This window comes from Luteibacter sp. (genome assembly GCF_009912395.1).
Taxonomy (GTDB): Bacteria; Pseudomonadota; Gammaproteobacteria; order Xanthomonadales; family Rhodanobacteraceae; genus Luteibacter.
In genome coordinates this window covers 209026-235893 of sequence record NZ_WNDO01000004.1, presented here as the reverse complement: position 1 = coordinate 235893, position 26868 = coordinate 209026, and the positions used below count along the sequence as shown (strand labels likewise).

General features: G+C 66.0%; 23 protein-coding genes. 16 read left to right on the top strand and 7 right to left on the bottom strand.

Features of this window, described 5'->3' with window-relative positions:
* Positions 1–554 precede the first annotated feature (554 nt).
* Both groL and GAK28_RS06585 read right to left on the bottom strand, forming a co-directional pair.
* Positions 555–2198 (bottom strand): chaperonin GroEL, encoded by a 1644-nt coding sequence (gene groL, locus GAK28_RS06590; protein ID WP_291776395.1) that lies wholly within the window; start codon positions 2196–2198, stop codon positions 555–557.
* 100 nt (positions 2199–2298) lie between these two features.
* Positions 2299–2592 carry a co-chaperone GroES gene (locus GAK28_RS06585; protein ID WP_144916355.1) on the bottom strand — a complete coding sequence of 98 codons (294 nt, stop codon included), beginning with the start codon at positions 2590–2592 and terminating at the stop codon, positions 2299–2301.
* Positions 2593–2784: 192 nt separating this feature from the next.
* Between GAK28_RS06585 and cutA the strand changes: the two genes are divergently transcribed.
* The 7 genes from cutA (at position 2785) to accC (ending at position 9096) form a co-directional block, all read left to right on the top strand.
* The gene (gene cutA, locus GAK28_RS06580) at positions 2785–3135 is read left to right on the top strand and encodes a divalent-cation tolerance protein CutA (RefSeq protein ID WP_291776392.1); all 351 of its coding nucleotides are present in this window, start codon (positions 2785–2787) and stop codon (positions 3133–3135) included.
* Between the two features lie 49 nt (positions 3136–3184).
* Positions 3185–5407, top strand: coding sequence for a protein-disulfide reductase DsbD (locus GAK28_RS06575; RefSeq protein WP_291776390.1), 2223 nt, complete (start codon positions 3185–3187; stop codon positions 5405–5407).
* A complete protein-coding gene (locus GAK28_RS06570) occupies positions 5404–5943 on the top strand; it encodes a TlpA disulfide reductase family protein (RefSeq protein ID WP_291776389.1) in 540 nt (179 codons plus the stop codon). Before GAK28_RS06575 ends, GAK28_RS06570 begins: the two co-directional genes overlap by 4 nt.
* A gap of 7 nt (positions 5944–5950) precedes the next feature.
* Positions 5951–6508: a DUF1415 domain-containing protein gene (locus GAK28_RS06565; protein WP_291776387.1), complete on the top strand. Its 558-nt coding sequence runs from the start codon at positions 5951–5953 to the stop codon at positions 6506–6508.
* Positions 6509–6740: 232 nt separating this feature from the next.
* A complete protein-coding gene (gene aroQ / locus GAK28_RS06560) occupies positions 6741–7190 on the top strand; it encodes a type II 3-dehydroquinate dehydratase (RefSeq protein WP_291776385.1) in 450 nt (149 codons plus the stop codon).
* Between the two features lie 57 nt (positions 7191–7247).
* Positions 7248–7715 (top strand): acetyl-CoA carboxylase biotin carboxyl carrier protein, encoded by a 468-nt coding sequence (gene accB, locus GAK28_RS06555; RefSeq protein WP_291776383.1) that lies wholly within the window; start codon positions 7248–7250, stop codon positions 7713–7715.
* A 10-nt stretch (positions 7716–7725) separates the two neighbouring features.
* Entirely contained in the window at positions 7726–9096 is a 1371-nt protein-coding gene (gene accC, locus GAK28_RS06550; protein WP_291776381.1) for an acetyl-CoA carboxylase biotin carboxylase subunit, read from the top strand.
* 227 nt (positions 9097–9323) lie between these two features.
* On the opposite strand, the gene prmA is transcribed toward accC, so the two are convergent.
* On the bottom strand, positions 9324–10223 hold the full coding sequence (prmA, locus tag GAK28_RS06545) for a 50S ribosomal protein L11 methyltransferase (protein ID WP_291776379.1): 900 nt from the start codon (positions 10221–10223) through the stop codon (positions 9324–9326).
* Positions 10224–10288: 65 nt separating this feature from the next.
* Between prmA and GAK28_RS06540 the strand changes: the two genes are divergently transcribed.
* The 3 genes from GAK28_RS06540 (at position 10289) to purH (ending at position 13240) form a co-directional block, all read left to right on the top strand.
* Positions 10289–11122 (top strand): zinc-ribbon and DUF3426 domain-containing protein, encoded by an 834-nt coding sequence (locus GAK28_RS06540; protein WP_291776377.1) that lies wholly within the window; start codon positions 10289–10291, stop codon positions 11120–11122.
* A gap of 177 nt (positions 11123–11299) precedes the next feature.
* Positions 11300–11581, top strand: coding sequence for a helix-turn-helix domain-containing protein (locus GAK28_RS06535; RefSeq protein WP_291776376.1), 282 nt, complete (start codon positions 11300–11302; stop codon positions 11579–11581).
* Between the two features lie 69 nt (positions 11582–11650).
* Positions 11651–13240, top strand: coding sequence for a bifunctional phosphoribosylaminoimidazolecarboxamide formyltransferase/IMP cyclohydrolase (gene purH / locus GAK28_RS06530; protein ID WP_291776374.1), 1590 nt, complete (start codon positions 11651–11653; stop codon positions 13238–13240).
* A gap of 84 nt (positions 13241–13324) precedes the next feature.
* Here purH and GAK28_RS06525 read toward each other — a convergent pair whose 3' ends face one another.
* Positions 13325–14314 (bottom strand): bile acid:sodium symporter family protein, encoded by a 990-nt coding sequence (locus tag GAK28_RS06525; RefSeq protein WP_291776372.1) that lies wholly within the window; start codon positions 14312–14314, stop codon positions 13325–13327.
* 97 nt (positions 14315–14411) lie between these two features.
* On the opposite strand from GAK28_RS06525, the gene GAK28_RS06520 reads away from it, so the two are divergent.
* Positions 14412–15302: a LysR family transcriptional regulator gene (locus GAK28_RS06520; protein WP_291776370.1), complete on the top strand. Its 891-nt coding sequence runs from the start codon at positions 14412–14414 to the stop codon at positions 15300–15302.
* A 42-nt stretch (positions 15303–15344) separates the two neighbouring features.
* Positions 15345–16043 (top strand): glutathione S-transferase, encoded by a 699-nt coding sequence (locus tag GAK28_RS06515; protein ID WP_291776368.1) that lies wholly within the window; start codon positions 15345–15347, stop codon positions 16041–16043.
* A 57-nt stretch (positions 16044–16100) separates the two neighbouring features.
* Here GAK28_RS06515 and GAK28_RS06510 read toward each other — a convergent pair whose 3' ends face one another.
* Positions 16101–16616 (bottom strand): DUF2782 domain-containing protein, encoded by a 516-nt coding sequence (locus GAK28_RS06510; protein WP_291776365.1) that lies wholly within the window; start codon positions 16614–16616, stop codon positions 16101–16103.
* Positions 16617–16710: 94 nt separating this feature from the next.
* Here GAK28_RS06510 and polA point away from each other — a divergent pair, with 94 nt between their 5' ends.
* Complete coding sequence (polA, locus tag GAK28_RS06505; RefSeq protein ID WP_291776364.1) at positions 16711–19446, top strand: DNA polymerase I; 2736 nt, start codon at positions 16711–16713, stop codon at positions 19444–19446.
* 21 nt (positions 19447–19467) lie between these two features.
* On the opposite strand, the gene GAK28_RS06500 is transcribed toward polA, so the two are convergent.
* Entirely contained in the window at positions 19468–20982 is a 1515-nt protein-coding gene (locus tag GAK28_RS06500; RefSeq protein ID WP_291776362.1) for a hypothetical protein, read from the bottom strand.
* Positions 20983–21402: 420 nt separating this feature from the next.
* Positions 21403–22137, bottom strand: a complete 735-nt coding sequence (locus GAK28_RS06495; RefSeq protein ID WP_291776360.1) for an AraC family transcriptional regulator — start codon at positions 22135–22137, stop codon at positions 21403–21405.
* 439 nt (positions 22138–22576) lie between these two features.
* On the opposite strand from GAK28_RS06495, the gene GAK28_RS06490 reads away from it, so the two are divergent.
* From GAK28_RS06490 to GAK28_RS06480, 3 genes are all read left to right on the top strand, one after another.
* The gene (locus GAK28_RS06490; RefSeq protein ID WP_291776358.1) at positions 22577–22795 is read left to right on the top strand and encodes a hypothetical protein; all 219 of its coding nucleotides are present in this window, start codon (positions 22577–22579) and stop codon (positions 22793–22795) included.
* Positions 22796–22850: 55 nt separating this feature from the next.
* Positions 22851–25049 carry a DNA helicase II gene (uvrD, locus tag GAK28_RS06485; protein ID WP_291776356.1) on the top strand — a complete coding sequence of 733 codons (2199 nt, stop codon included), beginning with the start codon at positions 22851–22853 and terminating at the stop codon, positions 25047–25049.
* Positions 25050–25151: 102 nt separating this feature from the next.
* A complete protein-coding gene (locus GAK28_RS06480) occupies positions 25152–26867 on the top strand; it encodes a molecular chaperone HscC (protein ID WP_291776354.1) in 1716 nt (571 codons plus the stop codon).
* The last annotated feature ends 1 nt before the right edge of the window (position 26868 follow it).

The window sequence follows — 26868 nt, the reverse complement described above, 5'->3', positions numbered from 1 at the left end:
TGCCTGCTGCCTGAACTCCAGGCTGAACTCCTGCCCCTTTCTGCCTGCCTTGCTCTTGGTCATCGTCCACCTCCTATTGCGATAGTTAATCGCTTATAGGGGTGTCCGTGAAACGGGGGCAAGATCAGGGCGTATCGAACCCGGCTATTCGCAGAACAACGAAGTCGTAGTAAACGACTGGCCACTCGATACCCCAGCACAGTTCCCCGTTGAGTCCGTGTTTTACTATGAAAGCGACTCGGCCAGAACCACGGCGCAACAAAAGCGCGATGCCTATCAGCGAGCCACCGGAATCGTACTTCCGGTCATCCGATTCACACAGGACGAGAGCGTGCCGCCCTTCAGCTACCGCCCGGAAGATCAATAGGCTCTACCGTGTCCCGTCGTTTGTGGGGCCGAGATGGAAAGCAATCTATCTGACGGCGAGGTAGGCGTTCACACGACAAACCCAGATCACGGGGTGTTACCTCGCATGGAGAGTCACCACCGCCGCTGCAAAAAAAGCCCCGCTTGCGCGGGGCTCTTTTCTGTCGCTGTAACGGCAGTCGCAGGACTTAGAAGTCCATACCACCCATGCCGCCCATGCCACCCGGGGCACCGTGGCCGGCGCCGTCGTCCTTCTTCGGCACTTCGGTCACGGCGGCTTCGGTCGTGATGATCGAGCCGGCGACCGAGGCAGCGAACTGCAGGGCCGAACGGGTGACCTTGGTCGGGTCCAGGATGCCGAAGGCGATCATGTCACCGAACTCACCGTTGGCAGCGTTGTAACCGAAGTTACCCGAGCCTTCCTTCACCTTGTTCACCACGACCGAGGCTTCTTCGCCGGCGTTCGTGACGATGGCGCGCAGCGGGGCTTCCAGCGTGCGGCGGGTGATGGCGATGCCGAGGTCCTGGTCCTGGTTGGCACCCTTGAGGCCTTCCAGCGCCTTGAGCGCACGGATCAGGGCGACGCCGCCGCCCGGGACCACGCCTTCTTCGACGGCCGCACGCGTGGCGTGCAGGGCGTCTTCGACGCGGGCCTTCTTTTCCTTCATCTCGACTTCGGTGGCGGCACCGACCTTGATGACCGCAACGCCGCCAGCCAGCTTGGCCACGCGCTCCTGCAGCTTCTCACGGTCGTAATCCGACGAGGTCTCTTCGATCTGCGCCTTGATCTGGCCGATGCGCGACTGGATCTTCTCGCCTTCGCCGGCACCATCGATGATGGTGGTGTTTTCCTTGGTGATCACGACGCGCTTGGCGCGGCCGAGGTCATTGATGGTGGCCTTGTCGAGCTGCAGGCCCACTTCCTCGGAGATGACCACACCATTGGTGAGCGTGGCGATGTCTTCCAGGATGGCCTTGCGGCGATCGCCGAAGCCCGGCGCCTTGACGGCGGCGACCTTCACGATGCCACGGATGGTGTTGACGACGAGGGTGGCGAGGGCTTCGCCTTCCACTTCTTCAGCCACGATCAGCAGCGGCTTGCCAGCCTTGGCGACGGCTTCGAGCGCCGGGAGCAGCTCGCGCACGTTCGAGATCTTCTTGTCGTGGATGAGGATGAACGGGTCGTCCAGTTCAACCTGCTGCGACTGCTGGTTGTTGATGAAGTACGGCGACAGGTAGCCGCGATCGAACTGCATGCCTTCGACGACGTCGAGCTCGTTCTCGAGACCCGAACCTTCCTCGACCGTGATCACGCCTTCCTTGCCGACCTTCTTCATCGCGGTGGCGATGATGTCGCCGATGTTGGCATCGGAGTTGGCCGAGATGGTGCCGACCTGGGCGATGGCCTTGTCGTCGGCGGTGGGCTTGGACAGCGACTTCAGCTCGCCGACGGCGGCCACGACGGCCTGGTCGATACCGCGCTTGAGGTCCATCGGGTTGATGCCGGCGGCGACGGCCTTGAGGCCTTCCTGGATGAACGCCTGGGCGAGGACGGTGGCCGTCGTGGTGCCGTCACCGGCCACGTCGGAGGTCTTCGAGGCGGCTTCCTTCACGATCTGGGCGCCGATGTTCTCGTACTTGTCGGCGAGTTCGATTTCCTTCGCGACCGAGACGCCGTCCTTGGTGACGGTCGGGGTGCCGAAGCTCTTCTCGAGCACGACGTTACGGCCCTTCGGACCGAGGGTGACCTTGACGGCGTTGGCGAGGGTGTTGACACCCTTCAGCATGCGGGCGCGAACGTCTTCGCCGAAGCGGACTTCTTTGGCTGCCATAAAATTTTTGCCTCAAAAATTTTGAATTAGGAAACGGGTTCTTGATCTTGCGGGCCCATCAGCGCGACTGGCGCGTCAGGACAGGACCCAACAGGGCAGATCAGCCCTCAAGGATCGCCACGATGTCGTCTTCCTTCAGGAAGACCAGCTCTTCGCCGTCGACCTTGATTTCCTGACCGGCATACTTGCCGAACAGCACGACGTCGCCTTCCTTCACGCCCATGGCGCGGACGGTGCCGCTGGCCAGGGTGAGACCGGTGCCGGCGGCGATGACCTTGCCGCGGGTGGGCTTCTCGGTGGCGCTGTCCGGGATGACGATGCCACCGGCGGAAACGCGCTCTTCTTCCAGACGCTTGACGATGACGCGATCGTGCAACGGCTTCAGCTTGCTCATGACTACTCCAAGCATGTGGTTGATGGTTAAGAAAAAAGGTTCGCCTTGTTAGCACTTGGCCAAGGCGAGTGCCAGAATTCTAGCCAAAGCCCACCCGGGATCGGAAGGGCCTGGCGCTCGCGAAGACATGGCGCCACCCCGAACCGGTTCAAGGGCTCCGGTTCAAAAATATCCCCGACAGGAGACGAAAGCGTGACCCCATCCGAGGAAATCGTCGTCATGATCGCCTGCCCCACCGGGGGAGCCGCCGATACCCTGGCCCGCGACCTGGTCGAGGCCGGCCTGGCCGCCTGCGTAAACCGCCTGCCCGGCATGCGGTCCACCTACCGCTGGCAGGGCGAGGTCGTGGTGGATGAGGAAGATCTGCTGCTGGCGAAGACCACCCGGGCGGCTTTCGGCGCGCTGGAGGCCTTCGTCGCGGAGCGGCATCCTTACGAGGTGCCCGAGATCGTGGCGTTGCCGCTGGTGGCAGGCCACACTCCCTACCTCGATTGGCTGCGCGCCCAGGTCGCTGCAAGCGAATCGGGTATCGCCCGGTCATAATCACCGACGCCCGTCGCGGTTCGTCGCCGCACCGATCCACGGAGTTGCCATGTCGTTGCTTTCCCGCCTCGCGCGGAACCTGCTCGCCGCCGTCGCCCTCGTCGCCGCCTTCCCGGCCCTGGCGCAGGACGACGACAACCTGCTGCCCGTCACCGAGGCCTTCCACCTCACCTCGGACGCCAGCCAGCCGGGCATGGTGAAGCTGCACTGGAAGATCGCGCCGGACTATTACCTCTATCGGGGCCGGATCAAGATCAAGGCCGCCGAGCCCAGCGCCGTGTCGCTGGGCGAGCCCACGCTGCCGGACGGCATCCGCAAGCACGACGAATACCTGGGCGACGTCGAGATCTACCACGGCGACATCGAGGCCAGCGTGCCCTACACGCTGCTCGACAAAGCCACGAAGACCCTGGCGCTGGACGTCCAGTACCAGGGCTGCCACGAGGTCGAGCCGAAGATCTGCTATCCGCCGAATACCGAGCACCTGAAGCTTCAGATCGGCGGCGCCTCCACGATTCCGGCTGCCGCGGCCGGCGCACCGGCTTTCGGCGGCGGTTCGTCGCTGCTTGGCGCCCCGGCCGCCACGCCGGGCACCGAGGCCGCCTCGCTGTCGCCTGACCAGGCCTTCCGCTTCGAAGCCCTGGTGAAGGAAGGCAAGACGCTGGTCCTGCGCTGGACCATGCCCAAGGACTACTACCTCTACCGCGACAAGACCCAGATCAAGGTCACCGCCCCGGCCAGCGCCGGCGAACCGGACTGGCCCAGCGGTACCGCCCACCACGACGAGAACTTCGGTGACACCATCGTGTACTTCGACCAGGTCGAGGTGCCGGTGCCGCTCAAGGGCGCCGACGGATCGAAGAAGGTGGAACTGGACGTTTCCTACCAGGGCTGCCTGGAGAACGGCATCTGCTATCCGGTGATGACGCGCCACCTCAGCGCCGATCTCGGTACGGGCGCCGTGGACGTGGGCAAGGTCGGCGAATCGGCTCCCGCCGCCGCGCCGGCCGAGGTCGCGCCGACCCCGCCGCCTCCGGGCCTGAAGCCGGCGGCGGACGATGCCCCGGTCGGTTTCGTGGCCGCCATCGGTCTCGCCCTGCTGGGTGGACTGGTGCTCAACCTGATGCCCTGCGTGCTACCGGTGCTGTCGCTGAAGGCGATCACCGTGCTGGAAAGCGGCGAGAGCCCGGGTGCCGCCCGCAAGCACGCCCTCTGGTACACCGCCGGCGTGCTGCTGGCCTTCGCCGCGCTCGGCCTGGTGGTCGTGGGTGTGCGCGCCGCCGGTCACGGCATCCAGTGGGGCGCGCAGTTCCAGCAGCCGCTGGCCGTGGGCCTGCTGGTCTATGTGATGCTGGCGGTGGGCCTGTCGATGTCCGGCGTGTTCGAGATCGGCGGCTCGCTGGGCAATCTCGGCAGCGGCCTCGCCTCGCGCTCCGGTCCGTCCGGCGACTTCTTCACCGGCGTGCTCGCCGTGGTGGTCGCCAGCCCCTGCACCGCCCCGTTCATGGGTTCGGCCATCGCCTTCGCGTTCGCGGCGCCGATCGGCATCGCCTTCCTCATCTTCCTCGCGCTGGGCCTGGGCCTCGCCCTGCCCTTCCTGCTGATCGGCTTCGTGCCGGCCATCGCCCGTCTGCTGCCGCGACCGGGCCGCTGGATGGAGACGTTGAAGCAGGCGCTCGCCTTCCCGATGTACCTCACCGCCGTGTGGTTGCTGTGGGTGCTGACCAAGCAGCGTGGCGCCGACGCCTCGGCGCTGGTGCTGGCCGGTAGCGTGCTGCTGGCGATGGCCCTGTGGTGGTACGGCCGCCGTCGCGGTGGCCTGTCGTGGATCTTCAGCGCCGTGCTGGCCATCGGTGCGGCCGCCGCGCTGTGGACCGTGCACGGCCTGCCGGCGCAGGCGGCCGGTGCCAGCGTCGCCACCGACGGCTCGGTGCCTTACTCACCGGAGAAACTCGCCGAGTTGCGCGCCGCCGGCACGCCGGTGTTCGTCGACATGACCGCCGACTGGTGCATCACCTGCAAGGCCAACGAGAAGGCCGTGCTCGACACCCAGGGCTTCCGCGACCTGCTCAAGCGCACGGGCACCGTCTATATGAAGGGCGACTGGACCGACGTTAACGCGACCATCGCCGCCTTCCTCGACCAGTACCACTCCGTGGGCGTGCCGCTCTACGTGGTGTATCCGAAGGGCGGTGGTGACGGCCGCAAGCTGTCCACCGTGCTGACCTCCGATAGCATCGAGAAGGCACTCGAGGCAGCCGCCCATCCATGACGCGGGGCCCGACGTTCTGGATCGTGATGCTGGCGATCGCCGCGGCGGTCGCCGGCCTCTGGCTGGAACATCGGCGCCAGCATCCTCCACCGCCTGAAGGCGTGACCGTGGCGGACGTGGGCGAGATCCCGTCGAACGTCGTCTTTCTCAGCCCCGACGGCAAGGCACGGCCCCTGGCCGACTGGCGCGGCAAGCGCGTGCTGATCAACTTCTGGGCGACCTGGTGTGCCCCCTGTCGGCGCGAAATGCCCCTGCTGAGCGCGGCCTATCCGCGCTACCGCGATCGTGGCGTCGCCATCGTCGGCGCGGCCGAGGACACGGCCGACGCCGTGCGCGCCTCGCTCGCCGAACACCCCGTGAGCTATCCCGTAGTGATCGCCGGCGCCGACGCGCCGGGCGGTTCGCTCTCGTTCGGCAACACGCGACGGGTACTGCCCTATAGCGTGCTGATCGGCGAAGATGGACGCATCCTTCGCCGCAAGATCGGCACCTTCAGCCAGGCCGAACTCGACGAGTGGCTGGCCCCGGCCCACTGAGCACCCCATGGACGCCACACCCACCCACGACGAGGCGATCGACGCGACCCGCCTCTGGCTCGAACGCGCCGTCATCGGCCTGAACCTTTGCCCTTTCGCCAAGGCCGTGCACCGCAAGGGGCAGGTTCGCTATGTGGTGAGCGACGCCGACCAGCCGCTGCAACTGCACCAGGACCTGGTCCGCGAACTCGAACTGCTGCGCGACACCGACCCGGAAACCGTGGACACCACGCTGTTGATCCACCCGCGCGCGCTGGCCGATTTCATGGACTTCAACGACTTTCTGGAAGTGGCTGACGACACCGTGGCCGACCTCGACTTAGAGGGCGAGATCCAGGTGGCGAGCTTCCATCCGGATTTCCAGTTCGACGGCACCGCCCCGGACGACATCACCAACTACACCAACCGCTCGCCCTTCCCCACCCTGCACCTGCTGCGCGAAGCCAGCATCGACCGGGCGGTGGCGGCCTTTCCGGAAGCGTCGTCGATTTTCGAGGCGAACATCGCGACCCTGGACAAGCTGGGTATCGAGGGCTGGAAGAAGCTCTTCGACGAAACGCCCTGACGCCCCATCCTCTGTAGGAGCGCGCTTGCGCGCGATCACCGACCGCGGCAAGCCCCATCGCGCGCAAGCGCGCTCCTACAGGTCGGAAACGAACGTCACACTATACGGCGGAGTGTGGAAAGTCACGATCTCCAGCGAACTGCGTCGAACGTCACCGAACTGGACAAGGCCGTCCTACAGGCGCACACTGCGCGGCGTTCCGGAGCCCCGGACCCCAAGGTACAGGTGAAGAGTGGCCAGGATCCTCGTCCTGCACGGACCCAACCTCAATCTGCTCGGTGTTCGCGAACCGTCGGTCTATGGTCACGAGACCCTGGGCGACATCAACGCAACGCTGCAGAGCCGTGCCCAGGCGGCCGGCCATGACCTGGTGTTCTTCCAGTCCGGTAGCGAGGAAGCCCTGATCAACCGCATCCACCAGGCCCGCGACGAGGGCACCGCGTGGATCCTGATCAACCCGGCAGCGTTTACGCACACCTCCATCGCCATCCGTGACGCCCTGGCCGGCGTGGCCATCCCGTTCATCGAGATCCACCTGTCCAACCCGCACGCCCGCGAGCCGTTCCGGCACCACTCCTATATGTCGGACCTCGCCACGGGCGTGATCTGCGGCTTTGGCGGCGACAGCTACCGCCTCGCGCTCGAAGCCGCCCTGATCCGCCTCAACGTGCCCGCGGCCTGATTTTCCTTTTGGGGCGCCCGAGGGCGCCCGTCCCATCCACAGACATAGGGTTGCCCCATGGACCTGCGCAAGATCAAGAAGCTCATCGACCTGCTCGAGGAATCCAACCTCGCCGAGCTGGAAATCAAGGAAGGTGAGGAAGTGGTTCGCCTGTCGCGCGTGCCGAAGGGCGGCGTGGCCGTGGCCGCTCCGGTCTACCAGGCGGCGCCGATCGCCGCCGCGCCCATCGCTGCCGCTCCGGTGGCCGCTGCCGCCGCTCCGGCCGCCCCGGCTGCCGATGCCCTGCCCGCCGGCCATGTCGTGAAGGCGCCGATGGTCGGCACTTTCTACGCCGCCTCCACGCCGGGCGCTCCGGCGTTCGCCACGGTCGGCAAGCAGGTCAAGGCCGGCGAGACCATCGGCATCATCGAAGCGATGAAGATGTTCAACCAGATCGAAGCCGACGTGTCCGGTACCGTCGTCGCCGTGCTGGTGGAGAACGGCCAGCCGGTCGAATTCGACGAACCGATGTTCGTCATCGCCTGAGGCCCTCGCCATGCTCGAGAAGGTCGTCATTGCCAATCGCGGCGAAATCGCGCTGCGGGTGCTGCGCGCGTGCCACGCGCTGGGCATCAAGACGGTCGCGGTGCACTCCACCGTCGATCGCAACCTCAAGCACGTCGGCCTCGCCGACGAATCGGTATGCATCGGTCCGGGTCCCTCGGCCGAGAGCTACCTCAACATTCCCCGGATCATCGCCGCGGCCGAGATCACCGACGCCGCCGCGATCCACCCGGGCTACGGCTTCCTGTCCGAGAACGCCAACTTCGCCGAACAGGTGGAGAAGTCGGGCTTCGTCTTCATCGGCCCCACGGCCGACGTGATCCGCCTGATGGGCGACAAGGTCGAAGCCATCCGCGCCATGAAGTCGGCCGGCGTGCCGTGCGTGCCGGGTTCGGGCGGTCCGCTCGGCGACGACGTGGACGAAAACCTGCGCATCGCCCGTGAGATCGGCTACCCGGTCATCATCAAGGCCGCCGGTGGCGGTGGTGGTCGCGGCATGCGCGTCGTGCGCAACGAGGCCCACCTCGCCGCCTCCATCGTCATGACCAAGCAGGAAGCCAAGGCGGCTTTCAGCAACGATCAGGTGTACATGGAGAAGTTCCTGGAGAATCCGCGCCACGTGGAGATCCAGGTGCTGGCCGACGGCCAGGGCAACGCCATCCACCTCGGCGAACGCGACTGCTCCATGCAGCGCCGTCACCAGAAGGTGGTGGAAGAAGCGCCGGCTCCGGGCATCACGCCGGAACTGCGCGCCGAGATCGGCAAGGTCTGCGTGGACGCCTGCATCCGCATCGGCTACCGCGGCGCGGGCACGTTCGAGTTCCTGTTCGAGAACGGCCGCTTCTACTTCATCGAGATGAACACCCGTATCCAGGTGGAGCATCCGGTGACGGAACTGGTCACGGGCATCGATCTCGTGCGCGAACAGCTGCTCATCGCCAGCGGCCACAAGCTGTCGATCCGCCAGGAGGACATCGTCCTCACCGGTCACGCGATCGAGTGCCGCGTCAACGCCGAAGACCCCGACACCTTCATGCCGAGCCCCGGCACGGTGAAGCGTTTCGAGGCACCGGGTGGCCCGGGCGTCCGCGTCGACACGCACCTGTACGACGGCTACCGCATCCCGCCGAACTACGACTCGATGATCGGCAAGATCATCGTGCACGGTCCGGACCGCGCCACCGCCATCGCGCGCATGCGCATGGCGCTGAACGAGACGGTAATCGAAGGCGTGAAGTGCAATATCCCGCTTCAGCAGCGCATCATGGCCGACATCGGCTTCCAGCAGGGTGGGCAGAACATCCACTATCTGGAAAAGCGGATGGCGGAGCAGAAGGAAAAGGAAGCGCCGCAGGGGGAGTGATACAACTCCTTCAAAAAAAATCCCGCCGAAAGGCGGGATTTTTTTATCGGCGGAAAAGCCTGTGTAGGCCCCCTTCGCGAAAACCGTCTTCACCGCACTGGGTCCCTGCGTTCGCAGGGACGACGTGAGGGATAGGAACCTTACGCCACTCTTGCCGCCCGTCGTTCCAGCGAATGCTGGAACCCAGCGCCCCGGTTTCCGGTTATCGCGAGCGCACTACCTACGCATCACGCCTTGCGATACCCACTGATCCGCACCCAGTCTTCCAGCGTGCGCACTTCCAGCCCATCGAACCACTCGGCGTAGCGCACGAGCAATTCCTCATGCTGACCCTGCAGGATGCCCGACAGCGCGAATGGCGCGCCCGGCTTCACGGCGGCGGCGAAGGTCGGCGCAAGCTCGCCCAGCGGACCGGCGAGGATGTTCGCCACCAGCACGTCGGCCAGTTCCACCGGTGCCTCGCCCGGCAAGTACACCGTCAGGTCCGCATGCACGCCATTGCGCTCGGCATTGTCATGCGAGGCCAGCAGCGCCTGCGGATCGTTGTCGATGCCTACGGCGCGCGCCGCACCGAGCTTCAGCCCGGCAATGGCGAGAATGCCCGAGCCGCAACCGTAATCGAGCACGTGCTTGCCCGCGAGTTGCTGGCCATCGAGCCATTCCAGGCACATCGCGGTGGTCGGATGCGTACCCGTACCGAAGGCCAGGCCCGGATCGAGACGCACGACGACGATGCCCCCGTCCTGCGGCGGCTCGATGTTCCACGGATACACCCAAAGCCGGCGACCGAACGGCATCGGCTTGAACTGGTCCATCCACGCGCGTTCCCAGTCCTGGTCCTCGACCTCGCGCCACTCGATATGCACGGGCTCGATGAACGGCAGGTCGTCGGCGATGGCGGCGGTGAGACCGCGGCGATCCGCGTCGATGTCGAACAGCGCGTTCAGCACGATCTGATTCCACAGCGGGATCTCGCCCACGCCGGGCTCGAAGATGGCTTCTTCGTCGGGCGTCTCCGCATCGGCGTCGCGCAGGGTGATCGACAAGGCGCCGAGATCCTCGAGCGCGGCTTCGACGCGCGGCTGCTCAGCGGCGCGGATGGTGAGGGAAAGTTCGAGCCAGGGCATCGTGGGATCGCGATAAGGAGGACAGGAGCCACGATTCTACCGGCCACGCAGGCTATGATCGAACGATGTACACGCAGTGCCCCGAATGCCTCACCGTCTACAAGCTGGAAGCCGAGCAACTCGTGCCGGCCTGTGGCTGCGTGCGCTGCCGTCATTGCGACACCGTATTCAATGCGCTGGGCACGCTGGCCACCCAGTTGCCCCCCGAGCCATTCGCCCGCCTGCCCGAGCACGCCCTCGATCGCGAGCCTCCCCTGGTGGACGTGGCCGTCTTCCGCCCGCGCCCCGAGCCGGAGCCCGTGCCCGTCGAAGCCCCCGCCATCGAATCGATCGAGGCGGCCCCGGAGGCCGATCTCCCGGACGAACCACCCCCGGAAGACTTCTCGCAGCTCACCTTCACGCCCGCCTTCGCACGGCGCAAGCGCCGCTCCTGGCAAACCGCCGCCTGGGTCATCGTCTGCCTGGTGTTGCTGTTCGGCCTGCTTGCTCAGTTGGGCTGGGCCAAGCGCGAGGCCTTGATCGCCGATGACACGGCGGGACCACTCCTGCACGAAGTGTGCGATCTTTTCGGTTGTCATCTGCCCTTGGTCGCTGCACCCGAGCGGCTTCGCTTGCTTGCACGCGATGTCGAACAGCACCCGTCGGTGCCCGACGGCCTGCTGATCACCGCCAGCGTACGCAACGATGCATCGTTCGCGCAGCCGTATCCCGTGGTAACCATCGTGCTTTCCGACGCCCAGGGACAACGCCTGGCGATGCGTCGATTCCAACCGGAGGACTACGTCGGCGACACGGGTGCCCGCACGCGTGGGTTGCCCGCTGGCGCCACCACCGCGATGGTGTTCGAGGTGCAAGACCCGGGCCAGCGTGCGGTCGCTTTCTCGTTCAGCTTCGAGTGACCGTTCGAAAAAATTTCTTTTTGCAAGCCTGCACTTCCCGCGTCGGGGCGAGTACACTCGGTCCCCTTCGCGACGCTCGGCCCCCTTCCGCGGGGTGTCCTTGTCGCACCCAAGCGACCATTATTCGAACAAGAACTTACCGGGGACACGTGTCCCGGGCTGCGAGAGGGGAATGCCTTGAACGCTGTGAGACTGACTGCCAGCGAGGCCGCCAACGAGACCTCCGTGCAGAGCGCCCTCAGCGAATGCGTCAGCCTGACCGTACGCCGCTACCTCGCGGACATCGGTGACACGGAGTTCGGCGAGGGTCTCCACGCCCTGGTGATCCGCGAGGTCGAAGGTCCCCTCCTGCGTGAAGTGCTGGCCTTCCACGAAGGCAACCAGAGCCGTGCCGCCGCCGCCCTCGGCATCAATCGCGCCACCCTGCGCAAGAAGCTGGCCGCCCACGGTATCTCCTGACCCGGCCATGCCGGGCCGCCCGGACGTCCGGGCGGCTATAATGACGCGCTTTCGTCCCCGGAAGTGCCCATGCCCACGCCCGACCTCGTCCCCGTCCGCCGCGCGCTTGTCAGTGTCTCCGACAAGCAGGGGCTGATCGATCTCGCCCGCCGCCTCGTCGCGGCCAACGTCGACATCCTTTCCACCGGTGGCTCCGCGAAGGCGCTTCGCGACGCCGGCATCCCGGTGCGCGATGTCGGCGACCTCACCGGCTTCCCCGAGATCATGGACGGTCGCGTGAAGACGCTGCACCCGCGCGTGCATGGTGGCCTGCTCGGCCGTCGCGGCACCGACGACGCGGTGATGGCCGAACATGGCATCGTGCCGATCGACCTGCTGGTGCTGAACCTCTATCCGTTCGAGCGCACCGTCGCCGATCCGACGTGCACGCTGGAGAACGCGATCGAAAATATCGATATCGGCGGCCCCGCGATGCTCCGCGCCGCGGCGAAGAACTGGAACGATGTCGGCGTGCTCACCGATCCGGCGCAGTACGACGCGGCGCTTGCCGAAATCGAATCGAAGGGCGGTCTCTCGCGCGCCACGCGCTTCGGTCTTTCCGTCGCCGCGTTCAATCGCGTGTCGAACTACGACGCCGCGATCAGCGATTACCTCTCGGGCGTGAACCTCGACGACACGCATACCGCCGTCGCCGGCCATGCCGAATTCCCCGCCCAGTCGAACGGCCGCTTCGTGAAGGTGATGGACCTGCGCTACGGTGAGAATCCGCACCAGGCCGGCGCGTTCTACCGCGACCTGTATCCCGCTGCCGGCACGCTCGCTACGTTCCGTCAGTTGCAGGGCAAGGAACTCTCGTACAACAACATCGCCGATGCCGACGCCGCCTGGGAATGCGTGCGCCAGTTCGACGCGCCCGCCTGCGTGATCGTGAAGCACGCCAACCCGTGCGGTGTCGCCGTGGCGGCCGATCCGCTGGCCGCGTACGAGCTCGCCTATGCCACCGATCCCACCTCGGCGTTCGGCGGCATCATCGCCTTCAACCGCCCGCTCGATGCGGAAACGGCCAAGGTCATCCTCAAGCGCCAGTTCGTCGAAGTGCTGATCGCCCCTGTCGTCGAAACCGGCGCGGTGGAAGAAGCCACGAAGAAGGCCAACGTGCGCGTGCTCGAAATCCCGATGGGCGAAGGCCGCAACACACACGATGTGAAGCGCGTCGGTTCAGGCCTGCTCGTGCAGACCGCCGACCATCGCCAGGTCACGCGCGACGAGCTGAAGGTGGTGAGCAAGCGCCAGCCCACGCCCACCGAACTCGACGACCTGTTGTTCGCATGGCGCGTGGCGAAGATGGTCAAGTCCAACGCCATCGTCTACGCGAAGGACAACCGCAGCATCGGTATCGGCGCAGGCCAGATGAGCCGCGTGGTGAGCGCGAAGATCGCCGGCCTGAAGGCCGAGGAAGCCGGCCTTACGGTGCCGGGTAGCGTGATGGCTTCCGATGCCTTCTTCCCGTTCCGCGATGGCATTGATGCCGCCGCCTCGGCAGGCATCGTCGCCGTGATCCAGCCGGGTGGCTCGATGCGCGACAGCGAAGTGATCGAAGCGGCCGACGAACACGGCATGGCCATGGTGTTCACGGGCATCCGTCACTTCCGTCATTGATGACACTTCGCCGATGCGATCGGCTCCCACCCCTTCGGTAGCAACGTTGCTACCGAAGGGGTGGGAGCCGATCGCATCGGCGATTCAATGTGCGGCTGCGGTGGCCGCCGCAGCCTTTTCCTTCCGCACCGCATACTTCCGCGCCAGCACCGCACAGGTCATCAACTGCACCTGGTGGAACAGCATGATCGGCAGCACGATCAGGCCGAGCGGATGACCGGCGAACAGCACCTTCGCCATCGGCACGCCCGAGGCCAGGCTCTTCTTCGAGCCGCAGAACACGATGGTGATCTCGTCTTCCGTCGCGAAGCCCAGCGCACGCGCGCCGTAGCGCGTCGCCAGCAGCGCCAGCGCCAGCAGCACGATGTTCACGACGACCAGGCCGCCCAGCACCGGCAACGGCAGCTGGTGCCACAGGCCCTGCAACACGGCGGCGCTGAATGCGGTGTACACGACCAGCAGGATCGAGCCACGATCGACATAGGTCAGCAGCGTCGCGTGGCGACGCACCCAGCCACCGATCCAGCGCTGGGCCACCTGGCCGGCGACGAACGGCACGAACAACTGCAACACGATCACGCCGACCGAATGCCATGACAGGCTGCCCTGCCCCGTACCGGCGATCATCAGGCCCACAAGCAGCGGCGTGATGAAGATGCCGAGCAAGCTGGACGCCGACGCCGAGACAATGGCGGCCGGCACGTTGCCGCGCGCGATCGAGGTGAAGGCGATCGACGACTGCACCGTCGAGGGCAGCGTGCACAGGAACAGGATGCCGAGATAGAGATCGGGCGACACCAGCGGCGACAACACCGGCTTCAGCAGCAGACCCAGCACGGGGAACAGCACGAAGGTGCTGGCGAGCACCGTGAGGTGCAGGCGCCAGTTGGTCATGCCGGCCACCACGGCGTCCCGCGACAGCTTGGCACCGTGCAGGAAGAACAGCAGGGCGATCGCCGCGTCGGTCAGCACCTCGAAGGCCTGGGCCGCCACGCCACGACAGGGCAGGAAGCTCGCCAGGAGCACCGTGGCGATCAGGGAAAGGGTGAATCCGTCGGGCAGGAAGCGGCGCATGGCGGCGGCACGGGCGAAGTGGAGAATGGTTCGTATTGCACCGCCGCAGGGTTGATAAGGCAAATCGTTTTATCTGATTCAGTGATAGATTTATGACATGAATGTCTCGCTACGCCAGCTTCGCGCCTTCCTCGCCGTGGCGGGGCATCGGCATTTCCGCCGGGCGGCCGATGCGCTGCACCTCACGCAGCCCGCCGTAAGCCGGCTCATCGCCGACCTTGAAGACGAACTGGACGTGCGCCTGTTCGACCGGAGCACCCGCGAAGTGGTGCCGACCGAGGCCGGGCGTTACCTGGAGCAGGCGGTGTCCCGCGTGCTCGACGAACTCGACGGCGTGCTGGGCCATGCCCGGGCGCTGGCCGACCCGCTGCGTGGCCGCATCCGCCTCGCCGCCGTGCCCACGGTGTCGGCTGGCCTGGTGCCTGCCTGCATCGCCCGCTGCGCCATGGACCATCCATCGCTGGAAATCCTGCTGCGCGACCAGAGCCAGGCCCAGGTGCTGGATGCGATCCGGGGTGGCGAGGTCGACTTCGGGCTGACGGTGGAGCCGGCTACCACCGAGGAATTCGACGCCGAGACGATCCTGCACGATCCGTTCGTCCTGGTCTGCCGCGAGGACCATCCCTTCGTCGAGCGCGCGTCGGTGCCCTGGAAGGCCCTGGTGGACCAGGCGCTGATCCTGCTCGACCACGCCTCCGGTAGCCGCCGCCTCATCGATGCGGCGCTGACGCAGCGGCAGATTCCTGCCCGTGTGACGCTGGAAGTCGGCCACCCGCACACGGCCTTCCGTATGGTCGAGGCCGGGCTCGGTGTCACGATCACCCCGGCATTGTCGCTGGACGCCCTGCGCCCCGGCCTGGCCGTACGTCCGCTGACGCCGGCCGTGCACCGCGAGGTGACACTGCTTCGGCGCCGGGCACGCTCGCTGTCACCACCGGCACAGACCGTCTGGGACACATTCCGGGACGTGGCGCTCACGCTCGCTTGAACGCGAAAGGCGCATGCTCCGGGTTTCATGCCGGAGATGCCCATGAGCTACCAGCTTTATTACTGGACCGGACTGCAGGGACGCGGTGAGTTCGTGCGCCTGTGCCTGGAAGATGCCGGCGCCGCCTATACCGACGTGGCGCGGATCGAAGGCGACGACGCGATCATGCCGTTCCTTCAGGGCCAGGAAGACGGCGCCCTGCCCTTCGCACCGCCCTTCCTCAAGAGTGGCCGCCTGCTGATCGCGCAAGTCGCCAACATCCTGCATTACCTCGGTCCTCGCCACGGCCTTGTGCCGGAGAGCGAATCCAAGCGCCTCTACGCGCACCAGCTCGAACTGACCATCACGGATTTCATCGCCGAGGTGCACGACACGCATCACCCTGTCGCCAGCGGCCTCTACTACGAGGACCAGCGCGACGAGGCGAAGCGGCGTTCGAAGGATTTCCGCGAATCGCGGATACCGAAGTACCTGGGGTATTTCGAGAGGGCAATCGAGCGCGGCGGCGGGCGATTCCCGCTGCGCGAGCACTCGTATGTGGACCTGTCGCTGTTCCAGGTGATGGCGGGGTTGGAGTACGCCTTTCCGAAGGCGCTGGCGAAACAGAAGGTGCCGTTGTTGCGGGATCTTGCGAAGCGGGTGGCCGACCGGCCGAACATCGCGGCGTACCTGGCCTCGGAGCGCCGGGTGGCGTTCAACGAGACGGGGATTTTTCGGCATTACGCCGAACTGGACGGTTGAGCTGTCGCGCGCAAGCGCGCCCCTACGGGAGCGTGCTTGCGCGCGATCGGACCGGAATCAGTTCTGGCCCGCCGGCTTCGGCGCGTTGCCCCACTCGTAGACCTTGTACTGCACCGGGCTCACCGGGCCATTCGCACCACCGGCCTCATGACGGCGGCCCTGGTCGTCGACGCTGTAGTACTGCGGCACGCCGTTCTTGGGCGTGACGATCACCTGGTAGAGCTTGCCGCCCGAGCGGTACTCCTCGACACGGTTGTCGCCTTCCTGATGCACGGAGACATCTGGTGGCGGATTGCCGCGGCCGTCCATCGCGGGAAGGTTGGCGGCGGAAACCTTGCGCCCCATCGCATCGGAGGTGGCCGGCGTGGACTTGCCGTCCTGAGCTTCGTCGTAGGGCACCGGCCGCTCGATCGGCTTCTGGCCGGAACGGTCCGGCTCGCCGGCCTTGTGACCCGGATCGTTGAGCGCCGGCGGCGGCAACGCCTTCAGCTGGGGATCCTGGGCGGTCTGCGCCGCGGCGGGCAGCGCCAGGGCGATGGCGAGCGCGGCGACGAGGGCGTGCGTGCGGTTCATGGGTGGTCTCCTTGCGGGCCTGCGAGCATAGCAAGGCCCATACCTCAATCCACGTGAACGGGCGGCACACAGCCGGCCATGAGAGAATCGACGTATGCCTACGCTCACGCTTATCGACGGGTCCTCGTACCTGTATCGCGCGTTCCACGCGCTGCCGCCCCTAACCAACGCCCACGGCGAGCCGACCGGGGCGCTGTTCGGCATCGTCAACATGCTGCGCACCACGATGAAGTCCGGCTCCGACTACGTCGCCTTCGTGTGCGATGCGCCGGGGCGCACCTTCCGCGACGATCTCTACGCCGACTACAAGGCCAACCGGCCGTCGATGCCCGACGACCTGCGCGCCCAGGTCGAGCCCATGATGAAGATCGTCGGCGCGCTGGGCTTTCCCATCCTGTGCATTCCCGGCGTCGAGGCCGACGATGTCATCGGCACCCTGGCCACGCAGGCCTCGGCCGCCGGTATCCACACGATCATCTCCACCGGCGACAAGGACTTCGCCCAGCTGGTCGACGGCCATGTGCTGCTGGTCAACACCATGACCAACACCACTATGGACATCGAAGGCGTGATCGCCAAGTTCGGCGTGCGCCCCGACCAGATCGTCGACTACCTCACGCTCGTCGGCGACACGGTCGACAACGTGCCGGGCGTGGAGAAGTGCGGACCGAAGACCGCCGCGAAGTGGCTGGCCGAATACGACAACCTCGACGCACTGTTCGCCAACGCCGAACGCGTCGGCGGCAAGATCGGCGAGAACCTGCGCGCCGCGATGCCGCGCCTGCCGCTGTCGCGCGAACTGGTCACCATCCGCACCAACGTGCCGCTCGACCAGGGCCCGGCCGACCTCACCATGCGCGAGCGCGATATCGATGCGCTGCGCGAGCTGTACGCCCGTTACGACTTCAAGGCCGCGCTGAAGGAACTGGACACCGGCGCCCTGTCCGCGCCGGCCACCGCACCGGTCGCAAGCCCGTCCCCGGTCGCGACCGCCAGCACGACGGACGTCGAGCTCTTCTCGGGCGAGGCCGAGTACGAACTGGTCTTTGACGAAGCGCACTTCGCCACGTGGGTGGAGAAACTCCAGACCGCTCCGCTGATCGCCTTCGACACCGAGACCACCAGCATCGATGCCATGCAGGCGGAGATCGTCGGCGTGTCGCTGGCGGTGGAGCCCGGCAAGGCGGCGTACATCCCGCTGGCCCATGATTATCCCGGCGCGCCGAAGCAGCTGTCGCGCGAGCACGTGCTCGGCGCGCTGAAGCCCATCCTGGAAGACGCGACGCGACCCAAGGTCGGCCAGCACGGCAAGTACGACATCAACGTGCTGTCGCACTACGACATCGCGGTGCGCGGTCTCGCGCACGACACGATGCTCGAATCCTACGTCTACAACGCCACCGCCACGCGTCACGACATGGACTCGCTGGCCACGCGCTATCTCGGCTACACCACGATCAAGTACGAGCAGGTCGCAGGCAAGGGCGCCAAGCAGATCCCGTTCTCGCAGGTGGACTGCGATACCGCCTGCCGCTACGCCGCCGAGGATGCCGACATCACCCTGCGCCTGCACCACGCGCTGTGGCCGAAGCTGGAGGCCGAACCCTCGCTGCGCTCCGTGTACGAGGACATCGAGATTCCGCTCGTGCCCGTCCTGGCGAAGATGGAACGCACCGGCGTGCTGATCGACGCGAACGAGCTGCGCAAGCAGAGTCAGCAGCTCGGCAAGCGCATGCTGGAACTCCAGAAGCAGGCCTATGCGGTGGCCGGCCACGACTTCAACCTGGATTCGCCCAAGCAGTTGCAGGCCGTGCTATTCGAAGAGCTTGGCCTGCCCGTCAAGGTGAAGACCCCCACCGGCCAGCCCTCGACCAACGAGGAAGCGCTGGAAGCCATCGCCGAGGCGCACGAGCTGCCGCGCGTGATCCTCGATTACCGCGGCCTCGCCAAGCTGCGTTCCACTTACACCGACAAGTTGGCCGGCATCGTCAATCCGCGTACCGGACGCGTGCACACGAGCTACCACCAGGGCGCGGTCGCCACGGGTCGCATCAGCTCGTCCGATCCGAACCTGCAGAATATTCCCGTGCGTACCGAGGAAGGCCGGCGCATCCGCCAGGCCTTCGTGGCACCGGAGGGCTGGCGCATCCTCGCGGCCGACTACTCGCAGATCGAGCTGCGCATCATGGCCCACCTCTCCGGTGACGAAGGCCTGGTGCGCGCCTTCGCGGAAGGCGGCGACGTACATCGCGCGACAGCAGCGGAAGTCTTCGGCGTGACACCCGAGGAAGTCACCACGAACCAGCGCCGCGCGGCGAAGGCGATCAACTTCGGCCTCATGTACGGCATGAGCGCCTTCGGTCTCGCGCGCCAGCTCGGCGTGGACCGCGGCGAAGCCTCCGACTACATGGCCCGCTACTTCTCGCGTTATCCCGGCGTGCGCGCATTCATGGATGCCACGCGCGAACAGGCCCACCAGGACGGCTACGTGAAGACCTGGTTCGGCCGTCGCCTGTACCTGGACAACCTCAGCTCGCGCAATCAGGCGCTGCGTGCCGGTGCCGAGCGCGCGGCCATCAACGCACCGATGCAGGGCACCGCCGCCGACATCATCAAGCGCGCCATGATCGCCGTGGCCGCCTGGATCGAACCACGCGACGACGTGCGACTGCTCATGCAGGTGCACGATGAACTGGTCTTCGAGGTCCGCGAGGATGCGGTCGACGAAGTACGCGCTGGCATCGAGCAGCGCATGACGGGCGCCGCCTCACTCAGCGTGCCCTTGCAGGTGGATATCGGCGTGGGAGCCAACTGGGACGAGGCGCACTAGCGCCCCGTCCCACCGCCGGCGTTACTTGTCGTCGCTCGGCAAGGGAGCGCCGGTGTACTGGTTGTACTCCATGGGCGCACCAGGCCTGCTCAACAGCTTCAACTGCGGTGCCGGCTTCTTCTGCGGATTGGTCGCCGTGTACCAGAGCTTCAGCGCCTTGAACGAGAACACCTCATCGAAGTCCGTGGCGAACGAGCCCGGATCCATGGCGACATCGCCCTTGCGATTCTTGAACCATTTCATCCATTCCGCGGAGCCCGGCACCGGCGAGCAGATGTAGCTGTACGCGTCGCCCTGGCCTTCCTTGCCTTGCTCGTTGCACGTCTTGAAACCCGGATCCTTATCGGGATCCTTGATTTCCGCGTAGTACGACGGCAGCAGGAACGACATCATCCGATTCTTCGTCGTGTTCCACTCCGCCGTGCTGTGGCAGCTCATGCAGCTGGAATCGGGGTAGTTCTTGTATGACTTCCCACCGAAGGCGATGTTGTTACGCGCACCATCGTTGGGACCAGACAGGCGATCACCCCAGCCCAGGGTTTGCGTGGAATATTTCGGTGCCTTCGGATTGTTCCAGTTTTCCACGAGCTTCTTCGGATCGGCACCCGCGGCCTCGTCATTGCCCCACTGCACGCCGAGCGGAACCATCTTGTCCCATGCGTCCTTGCCTGGCGCGTCGGCATCGTAGACGAGCGTCATGAACACCCAGCCCGTGTCCGGCGATGACGCCCGATCCTTGACGATGATGTCGAACTGCGCCACGTAGCCCGTCCACAGCGTGGGCTCATCCGGTGGCTTCTTGTGCGAGTTGATCGGAATCATCATCGGCCATTCGGCCGCCCCTTTGAGCACGGGCCACCAATCCCTCGGCTGGTCCTTGTCCGTGGAAGAGAACACCGCCGCCTTCACGATGATGGCATCCTCCATGAACTGGGAGCTCCGGGTATTCAGCGCCGGCGTCATCGCATCGGCGCCCCAAAAGCTGCGTAGGGTCAGCGCCGCCATGGGGTCGTAATACGTCAGGACATTGGTCTGGAACTTCACCTTCAGGCCCGTGCCGGGGAACGAATCGTCCCCGAAGACGCCGGCCTGGTAGGTGCCGTGAATGGCGTCACGCAGGCTGCCCAGCCAGGGCTCGTTGTACCAGCCCGCTTTGGCGGCATCCCAATGGGCATAGTCCAGGATCAGCTTGCGCGCGTTGGGTGCCACCGCCTCTTTCAGGGCGTTCGCATACGCCTCGGCGTTATGGATGTTGATACGGCCATTGTTGATGGCCTTCCTCCAGGGAGGCGGTCCTACTTGGCTCTTGGCGAACTTCGGCCAGTCGTGGTTGAGGCTGAACAGCGGTCCGGTATAACCCGGCGGTGGCGCGTAGCCATTGTTGTTCTGGAATGGCGTCGCCTGCTGCATCGCAGCCAGCGACGGCAGGGCTGTCGCGTCGAACGCGCTTTTGGCCGTCTGCGCCTCCACGCCACCGCTGGCCGCGAAAAGCGACAGACAGGCGGTGACGATCAGGGTTCGATTGAAGCGTTTCATGCACTTTCCTCCACGGAATGCCGGCGGGTCTTCGGGAAGAAAGGAGGGGGAATGGACGCACACCCTCGCGCACGACCCGGTCGGGCCGCGGTATCGGAGTTGGCGTTATCCCCTGTCCTTCCGCATCCGCCCGGCACCTGCGCCGGACGAGCAGGCGCAGTATCCGCGCCCCTCGCGGCAACGATACGGGCCGTTCCGGCAAGGACGCGTGCGATGGCAGGCCACGGGCAAAAAAATGCCGTCCTCATGGGGATTCGGACGGCAATGCATGGGGGAGCTGGCGTGAACGGGTGCTTCCGGGAACCCATCCCCGCCTTGTTCTTGTCGTTATCCGGCAGGTCCTTCGACGATGCGCATGGTGGGTAACAGGCGAGGGTGCCGTCTTGAACGGAACCCCGCACGGAACGTGGACAAAACCGCTCAGGCCGATGGCAGGGTCTTCAGCGCCCAGCGCCGCCAGGTACCCGGCGGCACGCCGACCAGTCGGGCGAATACCCGTGAGAGATGCCCCGCCTCCGAGAAGCCGCAGGCCGCGGCGATGTCGCCCAGCGGGCGGTCGCTGTCGCGAAGCAGTCGCTGGGCACGTTCCACGCGCCGGCCCATCAGCCAGCGATGAGGCGGCTGTCCGGTGGTTCTCGCGAACGCGCGTGAAAAATGATTGACCGTCAGGCCGCAGGCCTGCGCCACCGAGGTGGTCGTGATGCTCAGGTGCATCCGTTCCTCCATATAGGCAATGGCCCGGTCGAGGCGCCAGGTGGCCAGGCCGCCCGCCAGCGTCTCCATGCCATCCTCGTCGGGACGATGCTCGCCCAGGGCCGCGCGCAGCGCGAGCGCCGCATGGGCCAGCATCCCCATGTTCGCTTCGCCAAGCGCCACCTGGTCGATCATGGCGTCGGCCAGCGCCGCGACGATCGGGCAGACCTTGCCAGCCTCGGGGCTGCGCCTGACCAGCACGCCCTCCGATATCTCGCCGGGGCGGAAAACGATATAGAGGCTGGCGTCGTCACCGCCGATCTTCACCTCCGTGAAATCGCCACCGGTCGGTCCGATGAGGCGATCGAGGAACGCCCTCGCCGCCGACGTATCCACGGTGACGAGGAAATAGGGATGGGGCATCGCAGCGGATCGGTACATCGGGATGTCGTCATAGGGCATGCAAGCTCATCAGCAAAGCCCATGCCATGGCAGAAAGGCCGCCGCGAGGGGATCGCATCGATTCGCCGGGTGTCCGCGAGCGCCACGACCGGCGTCCGCGGACAGCGACCACCGGACAAACAGCCGTCCAAACGTAAGAATTTCGTTGCGTCATCGAAGAATGAACGCCTCCTGACTTTTTCTTTTCCGAGGGCTGCAACTTTCCCTGCTTTCGGACGTCTATAGCTTCGGACGTACGCAACGGCGTCCACATCGGTGTGTCCCACCTCCCTGGGGCAACCCTGCGGTAGGGCCCGGCTTTCCCCTGGGTCGAGCCCTCCACCCGCCCCGGAAGCTCCCCTGGCTTCCGGGGTTTTTTTTGATCGTTTCCGGGTGGATTTTGCGTATCCGTTCACATCCTGCGCGGCATGCTTCGCTCCACTTCGACACGGAGATACCCATGCGCGCAGGACTCATCATCGTCGGCGTCATCCTCATCGGCCTCGGCATCTGGGTGACGGTGGGCAACGGCAGCTACAGCAAGACCGACACGCTGGCGCAGGTCGGCTCGGCGAAAATCACCGCCACGCACGACAAGGCGGTCCCGCAATGGGTCGGCATCGCCGGCATCGTGATCGGCGGCCTGGTGGCCGTGGCCGGCATCGCCCGCAAGAACTGAGACGTGAGTCGGTCCGGGCACCGCCCGGACCGACTCTCCCCGGTACAATGGGCGGATGGATGTTTCCCACCTTCTCGACTCCCTCAACGACGCCCAGCGTGAAGCCGTCAGTGCCCCGCCCGGGCATTACCTGATCCTCGCTGGCGCCGGTTCCGGCAAGACCCGCGTTCTCACCCACCGCATCGGCTGGCTGACCCAGGTCGAGCGCGTGCCGCCCTGGGCGATCCTCGCGGTCACCTTCACCAACAAGGCCGCCGGCGAGATGCGGGCGCGCCTGGACAGCCTGATCCCCGGCGGCACCCAGGGCCTGACCGTAGGCACCTTCCACGGCATCGCCCATCGCCTGCTGCGGCGCCACTGGCGCGAAGCCGGGCTGGTCGAAGGTTTCCAGATCCTCGACTCCGACGACCAGCAACGGCTGATCAAGCGGGTCGTCGCGGGCATGGGGCTGGACGAGGCCCGTTTTCCCCCGCGACAGGCCGCGTGGCAGATCAACCAGTGGAAAGACGAGGGCCGTCGCCCCGACGGCATCGAGCACCGCGACCACCCGGTGACGCGCACCTTCGTCGAGATCTACAAGACCTACGAGCAGCAGTGCCAGCGCGCCGGTCTCGTCGATTTCGCCGAGTTGCTGCTGCGCGCGCACGAGCTGTGGCTGAAGGACCCGCAGGTGCTGCGTCATTACCAGGATCGCTGGCGCTACCTGTTGATCGACGAGTTCCAGGACACCAACACCCTGCAGTACGCGTGGATCCGCGTGCTCGCCGGCACGACGGGCCAGGCCTTCGTGGTCGGCGACGACGACCAGGCGATCTACGGCTGGCGCGGAGCGAAGGTCGAGAACGTGCAGCAGTTCCTGCAGGACTTCCCCGGCGCGAAGACGATCCGCCTGGAGCAGAACTACCGCTCCACGTCGACGATCCTCAACGCCGCCAACGCGGTGATCGCGCGCAATGGCGGACGCCTCGGCAAGCAGCTGTGGACCGACGGCGAGGAAGGCGACCGCATCGCGCTGTACGCGGCCTACAACGAGCAAGACGAAGCACGCTTCGTCATCGAGCGCATCCGCGAGTACATCGCCGAGCATGGCAACGCCCGCGACTGCGCCATCCTGTATCGCTCGAACGCGCAGTCGCGCAACTTCGAAGAACAGCTCATCCAGCGCGACCTGCCCTACCGCGTGTACGGTGGCCTGCGATTCTTCGAGCGTGCCGAAATCAAGGACGCCCTGGCCTACCTGCGCCTGGCATCCCATCGCCATGACGACGCCGCGTTCGAGCGTGCCGTGAACACACCACCCCGTGGTATCGGCGACCGCACCCTCGACGAACTGCGCCGGCGCGCACGCGCCGAGAGCACGTCGATGTGGGAGGCCTCGCTCACCGAGGTCTCCACCGGCAGTCTCGCCGGGCGCGCCAAGAACGCCGTGCGAGCCTTCCTGGGCCTGATCGACACCCTGCAGGGCACGTTCCGCGGTGACGGCAAGGACGGTGAAACCAACGACGCCCTCAGCCTTGCCGAGCAGATCGAACACGCGATCGTGCACACCGGCCTGCGCGATTTCTACGAAAACGACAAGCGCGGCAACGGCGAAGCCCGGGTGGAGAACCTCGACGAACTGGTCAACGTGGCCAGCCGTTTCGAGATGACGCCCGAGGACGTCGATGCCGGTCTCAACGAACTGTCCGCCTTCCTCTCCCATGCCTCGCTCGAAGCGGGCGAAGGTCAGAGCGAGGCCTGGGACGACTGCGTCCAGCTGATGACGCTGCACTCCGCCAAGGGCCTGGAATTTCCCATCGTGTTCCTCGTAGGCATGGAGGAAGGCCTGTTCCCCAGCCAGCGTTCCACCGAGGAAGACAACCGCCTGGAGGAAGAGCGGCGCCTGGCCTACGTGGGTATTACCCGTGCACGCCGCAAGCTGTACATGTCGCACGCGGAATCGCGGCGCATGCACGGCACGGAGATGCTCGCCCGGCCCTCCCGCTTCCTGGGCGAGATCCCGCCCGAGCTGATCGATGAGCTGCGGCCGCGCGTGCAGGTCTCGCGCCCGGCCTACGCCGACCGCTTCTCCAGCCCGTCCCTCGAAGAACCCATGCCGATCCGCCTCGGCCAGCGCGTGAGCCACCCGAAATTTGGCGAAGGCACCATCGTCAGCGCCGAGGGCGCGGGCGCGCACATGCGCGTGCAGGTGAACTTCGTGGATGAAGGCAGCAAGTGGTTGGTTTACGCTTATGCGAACCTGACCGCGTTGTAAGGGGCTCCACGCCAGCCGGAAACGTGCCTCTCACGGGGCGCGTCCGGGTGCACGCAAGGACGCGTCCGCAACACGGCCCATGCAGCCTAAGGAACGAATCGCATGATCGTCGGTATCGATCTGGGAACCACCAATAGCCTCGTCGCCGTCTGGAAGGACGGCGGGCCCCGACTCGTGCCCAACGCGCTGGGCTCGTTCCTCACCCCGTCCTGCGTGGGTGTCGACGACGATGGCCAGATCCTGATCGGCGAGGCCGCGCGCGAGCGCCTGCAGACGCATCCGCAACGCACGGCGTCGCTGTTCAAGCGGCATATGGGCAGTATGCGCACGTCCCGCTTGGCGGACCGCGACTACCGTCCCGAAGAACTCTCCGCGCTCGTGCTCCGTTCGCTCAAGGCCGATGCCGAGGCCTTTCTCGGCGAAGCCGTGACGGAAGCGGTTATCACCGTCCCCGCCTATTTCTCCGACGCACAACGCAAGGCTACCCGCGTGGCCGGCGAACTGGCTGGCCTCAAGGTGGAGCGTCTGCTCAACGAGCCCACCGCCGCCGCGCTAGCGTATGGCCTTCACGACGGCGGCACCGAAACCCAGTTCCTCGTGTTCGACCTGGGCGGCGGCACCTTCGACGTCTCCATCCTCGAAATGTTCGACGGCGTGATGGAAGTACGGGCCAGCGCGTGCGACAACATGCTCGGTGGCGAGGACTTCGCCAACCTGCTCGTCGAGCAGGCCTTCGCGAACGGCATCCCCGACAAGGCACGCAACGACGCCGTCTTCATGCAGCGCCTCGTCGCCCGCGCGGAAAGCGCCAAGCGCGACATCGGCGCAAACGGCTCCGCCAGCTTCGACGTGCGCTGGGAAAACAGCGAGGCGAACGTTGCCCTCGACGCCGAAGCGTTCGAGAAACTCTCGCAGCCGCTGATGGATCGCCTGTGGCGCCCCATCGAGCGCGCCCTGCGCGATGCGCGCATCCGCGCCGCGGACCTCAACAACGTGGTGCTGGCCGGCGGCGCCACCCGCATGCCGATGATCCGCGCGCTGGCCACGCGCATGTTCGGCCGCTTCCCCGTGATCGGGCTGAATCCCGACGAAGTCGTCGCGCTCGGCGCCGCCGTGCAGGCCGGGCTGAAGATGAAGGACAAGGCGCTGGAAGAAACGGTGATGACCGATGTGTGTCCGTACACGCTCGGCACCGGCGTCATCAAGCGTCTGGACAACGGCAGCCATGCCGAGGGCTTTTACGCACCGATCATCCAGCGCAACACCGTCGTACCCGTAAGCCGGGTGCAGCGATTTTTTCCGGTATCGGCGGAGCAGAAGGCGATCCGCATCGACGTCTACCAAGGCGAGTCGCGGCTGGTCCGCGACAACATCAAGCTGGGCGAACTGGATGTCCAGGTCCAGCCCGGCCCCGGGCACGCCGATGGCGTGGATGTCCGCTTCACCTACGACGTCAACGGCCTGCTGGAAGTCGAGGTCATGGTGGTCGCGACGGGTATCGTGCAGCGCCTGGTGATCGAAAGCGGCGAGACGCATATGTCTCCCGAAGAGATCGCGAAGCGATTGGCCACGCTGTCGGCCCTGAAAATCCATCCTCGCGATACGCTGGAAAACCGTGCCCTGCTCGCCCGCGCCGAACGCCTGTACGAACAGCTTCTGGGCGACATGCGCGAGCACGTCGGCCAGATGATCCTGCACTTCGAGCAGACGCTGACGACACAGGACACGCAGCGGATCGCCCGCGACGCCGAGGCGTTCCGCAAGGCCCTCGCCTCGATCGAAACCGATGGCTATTTCGCTCCCGACCCGGGCGCCTGAG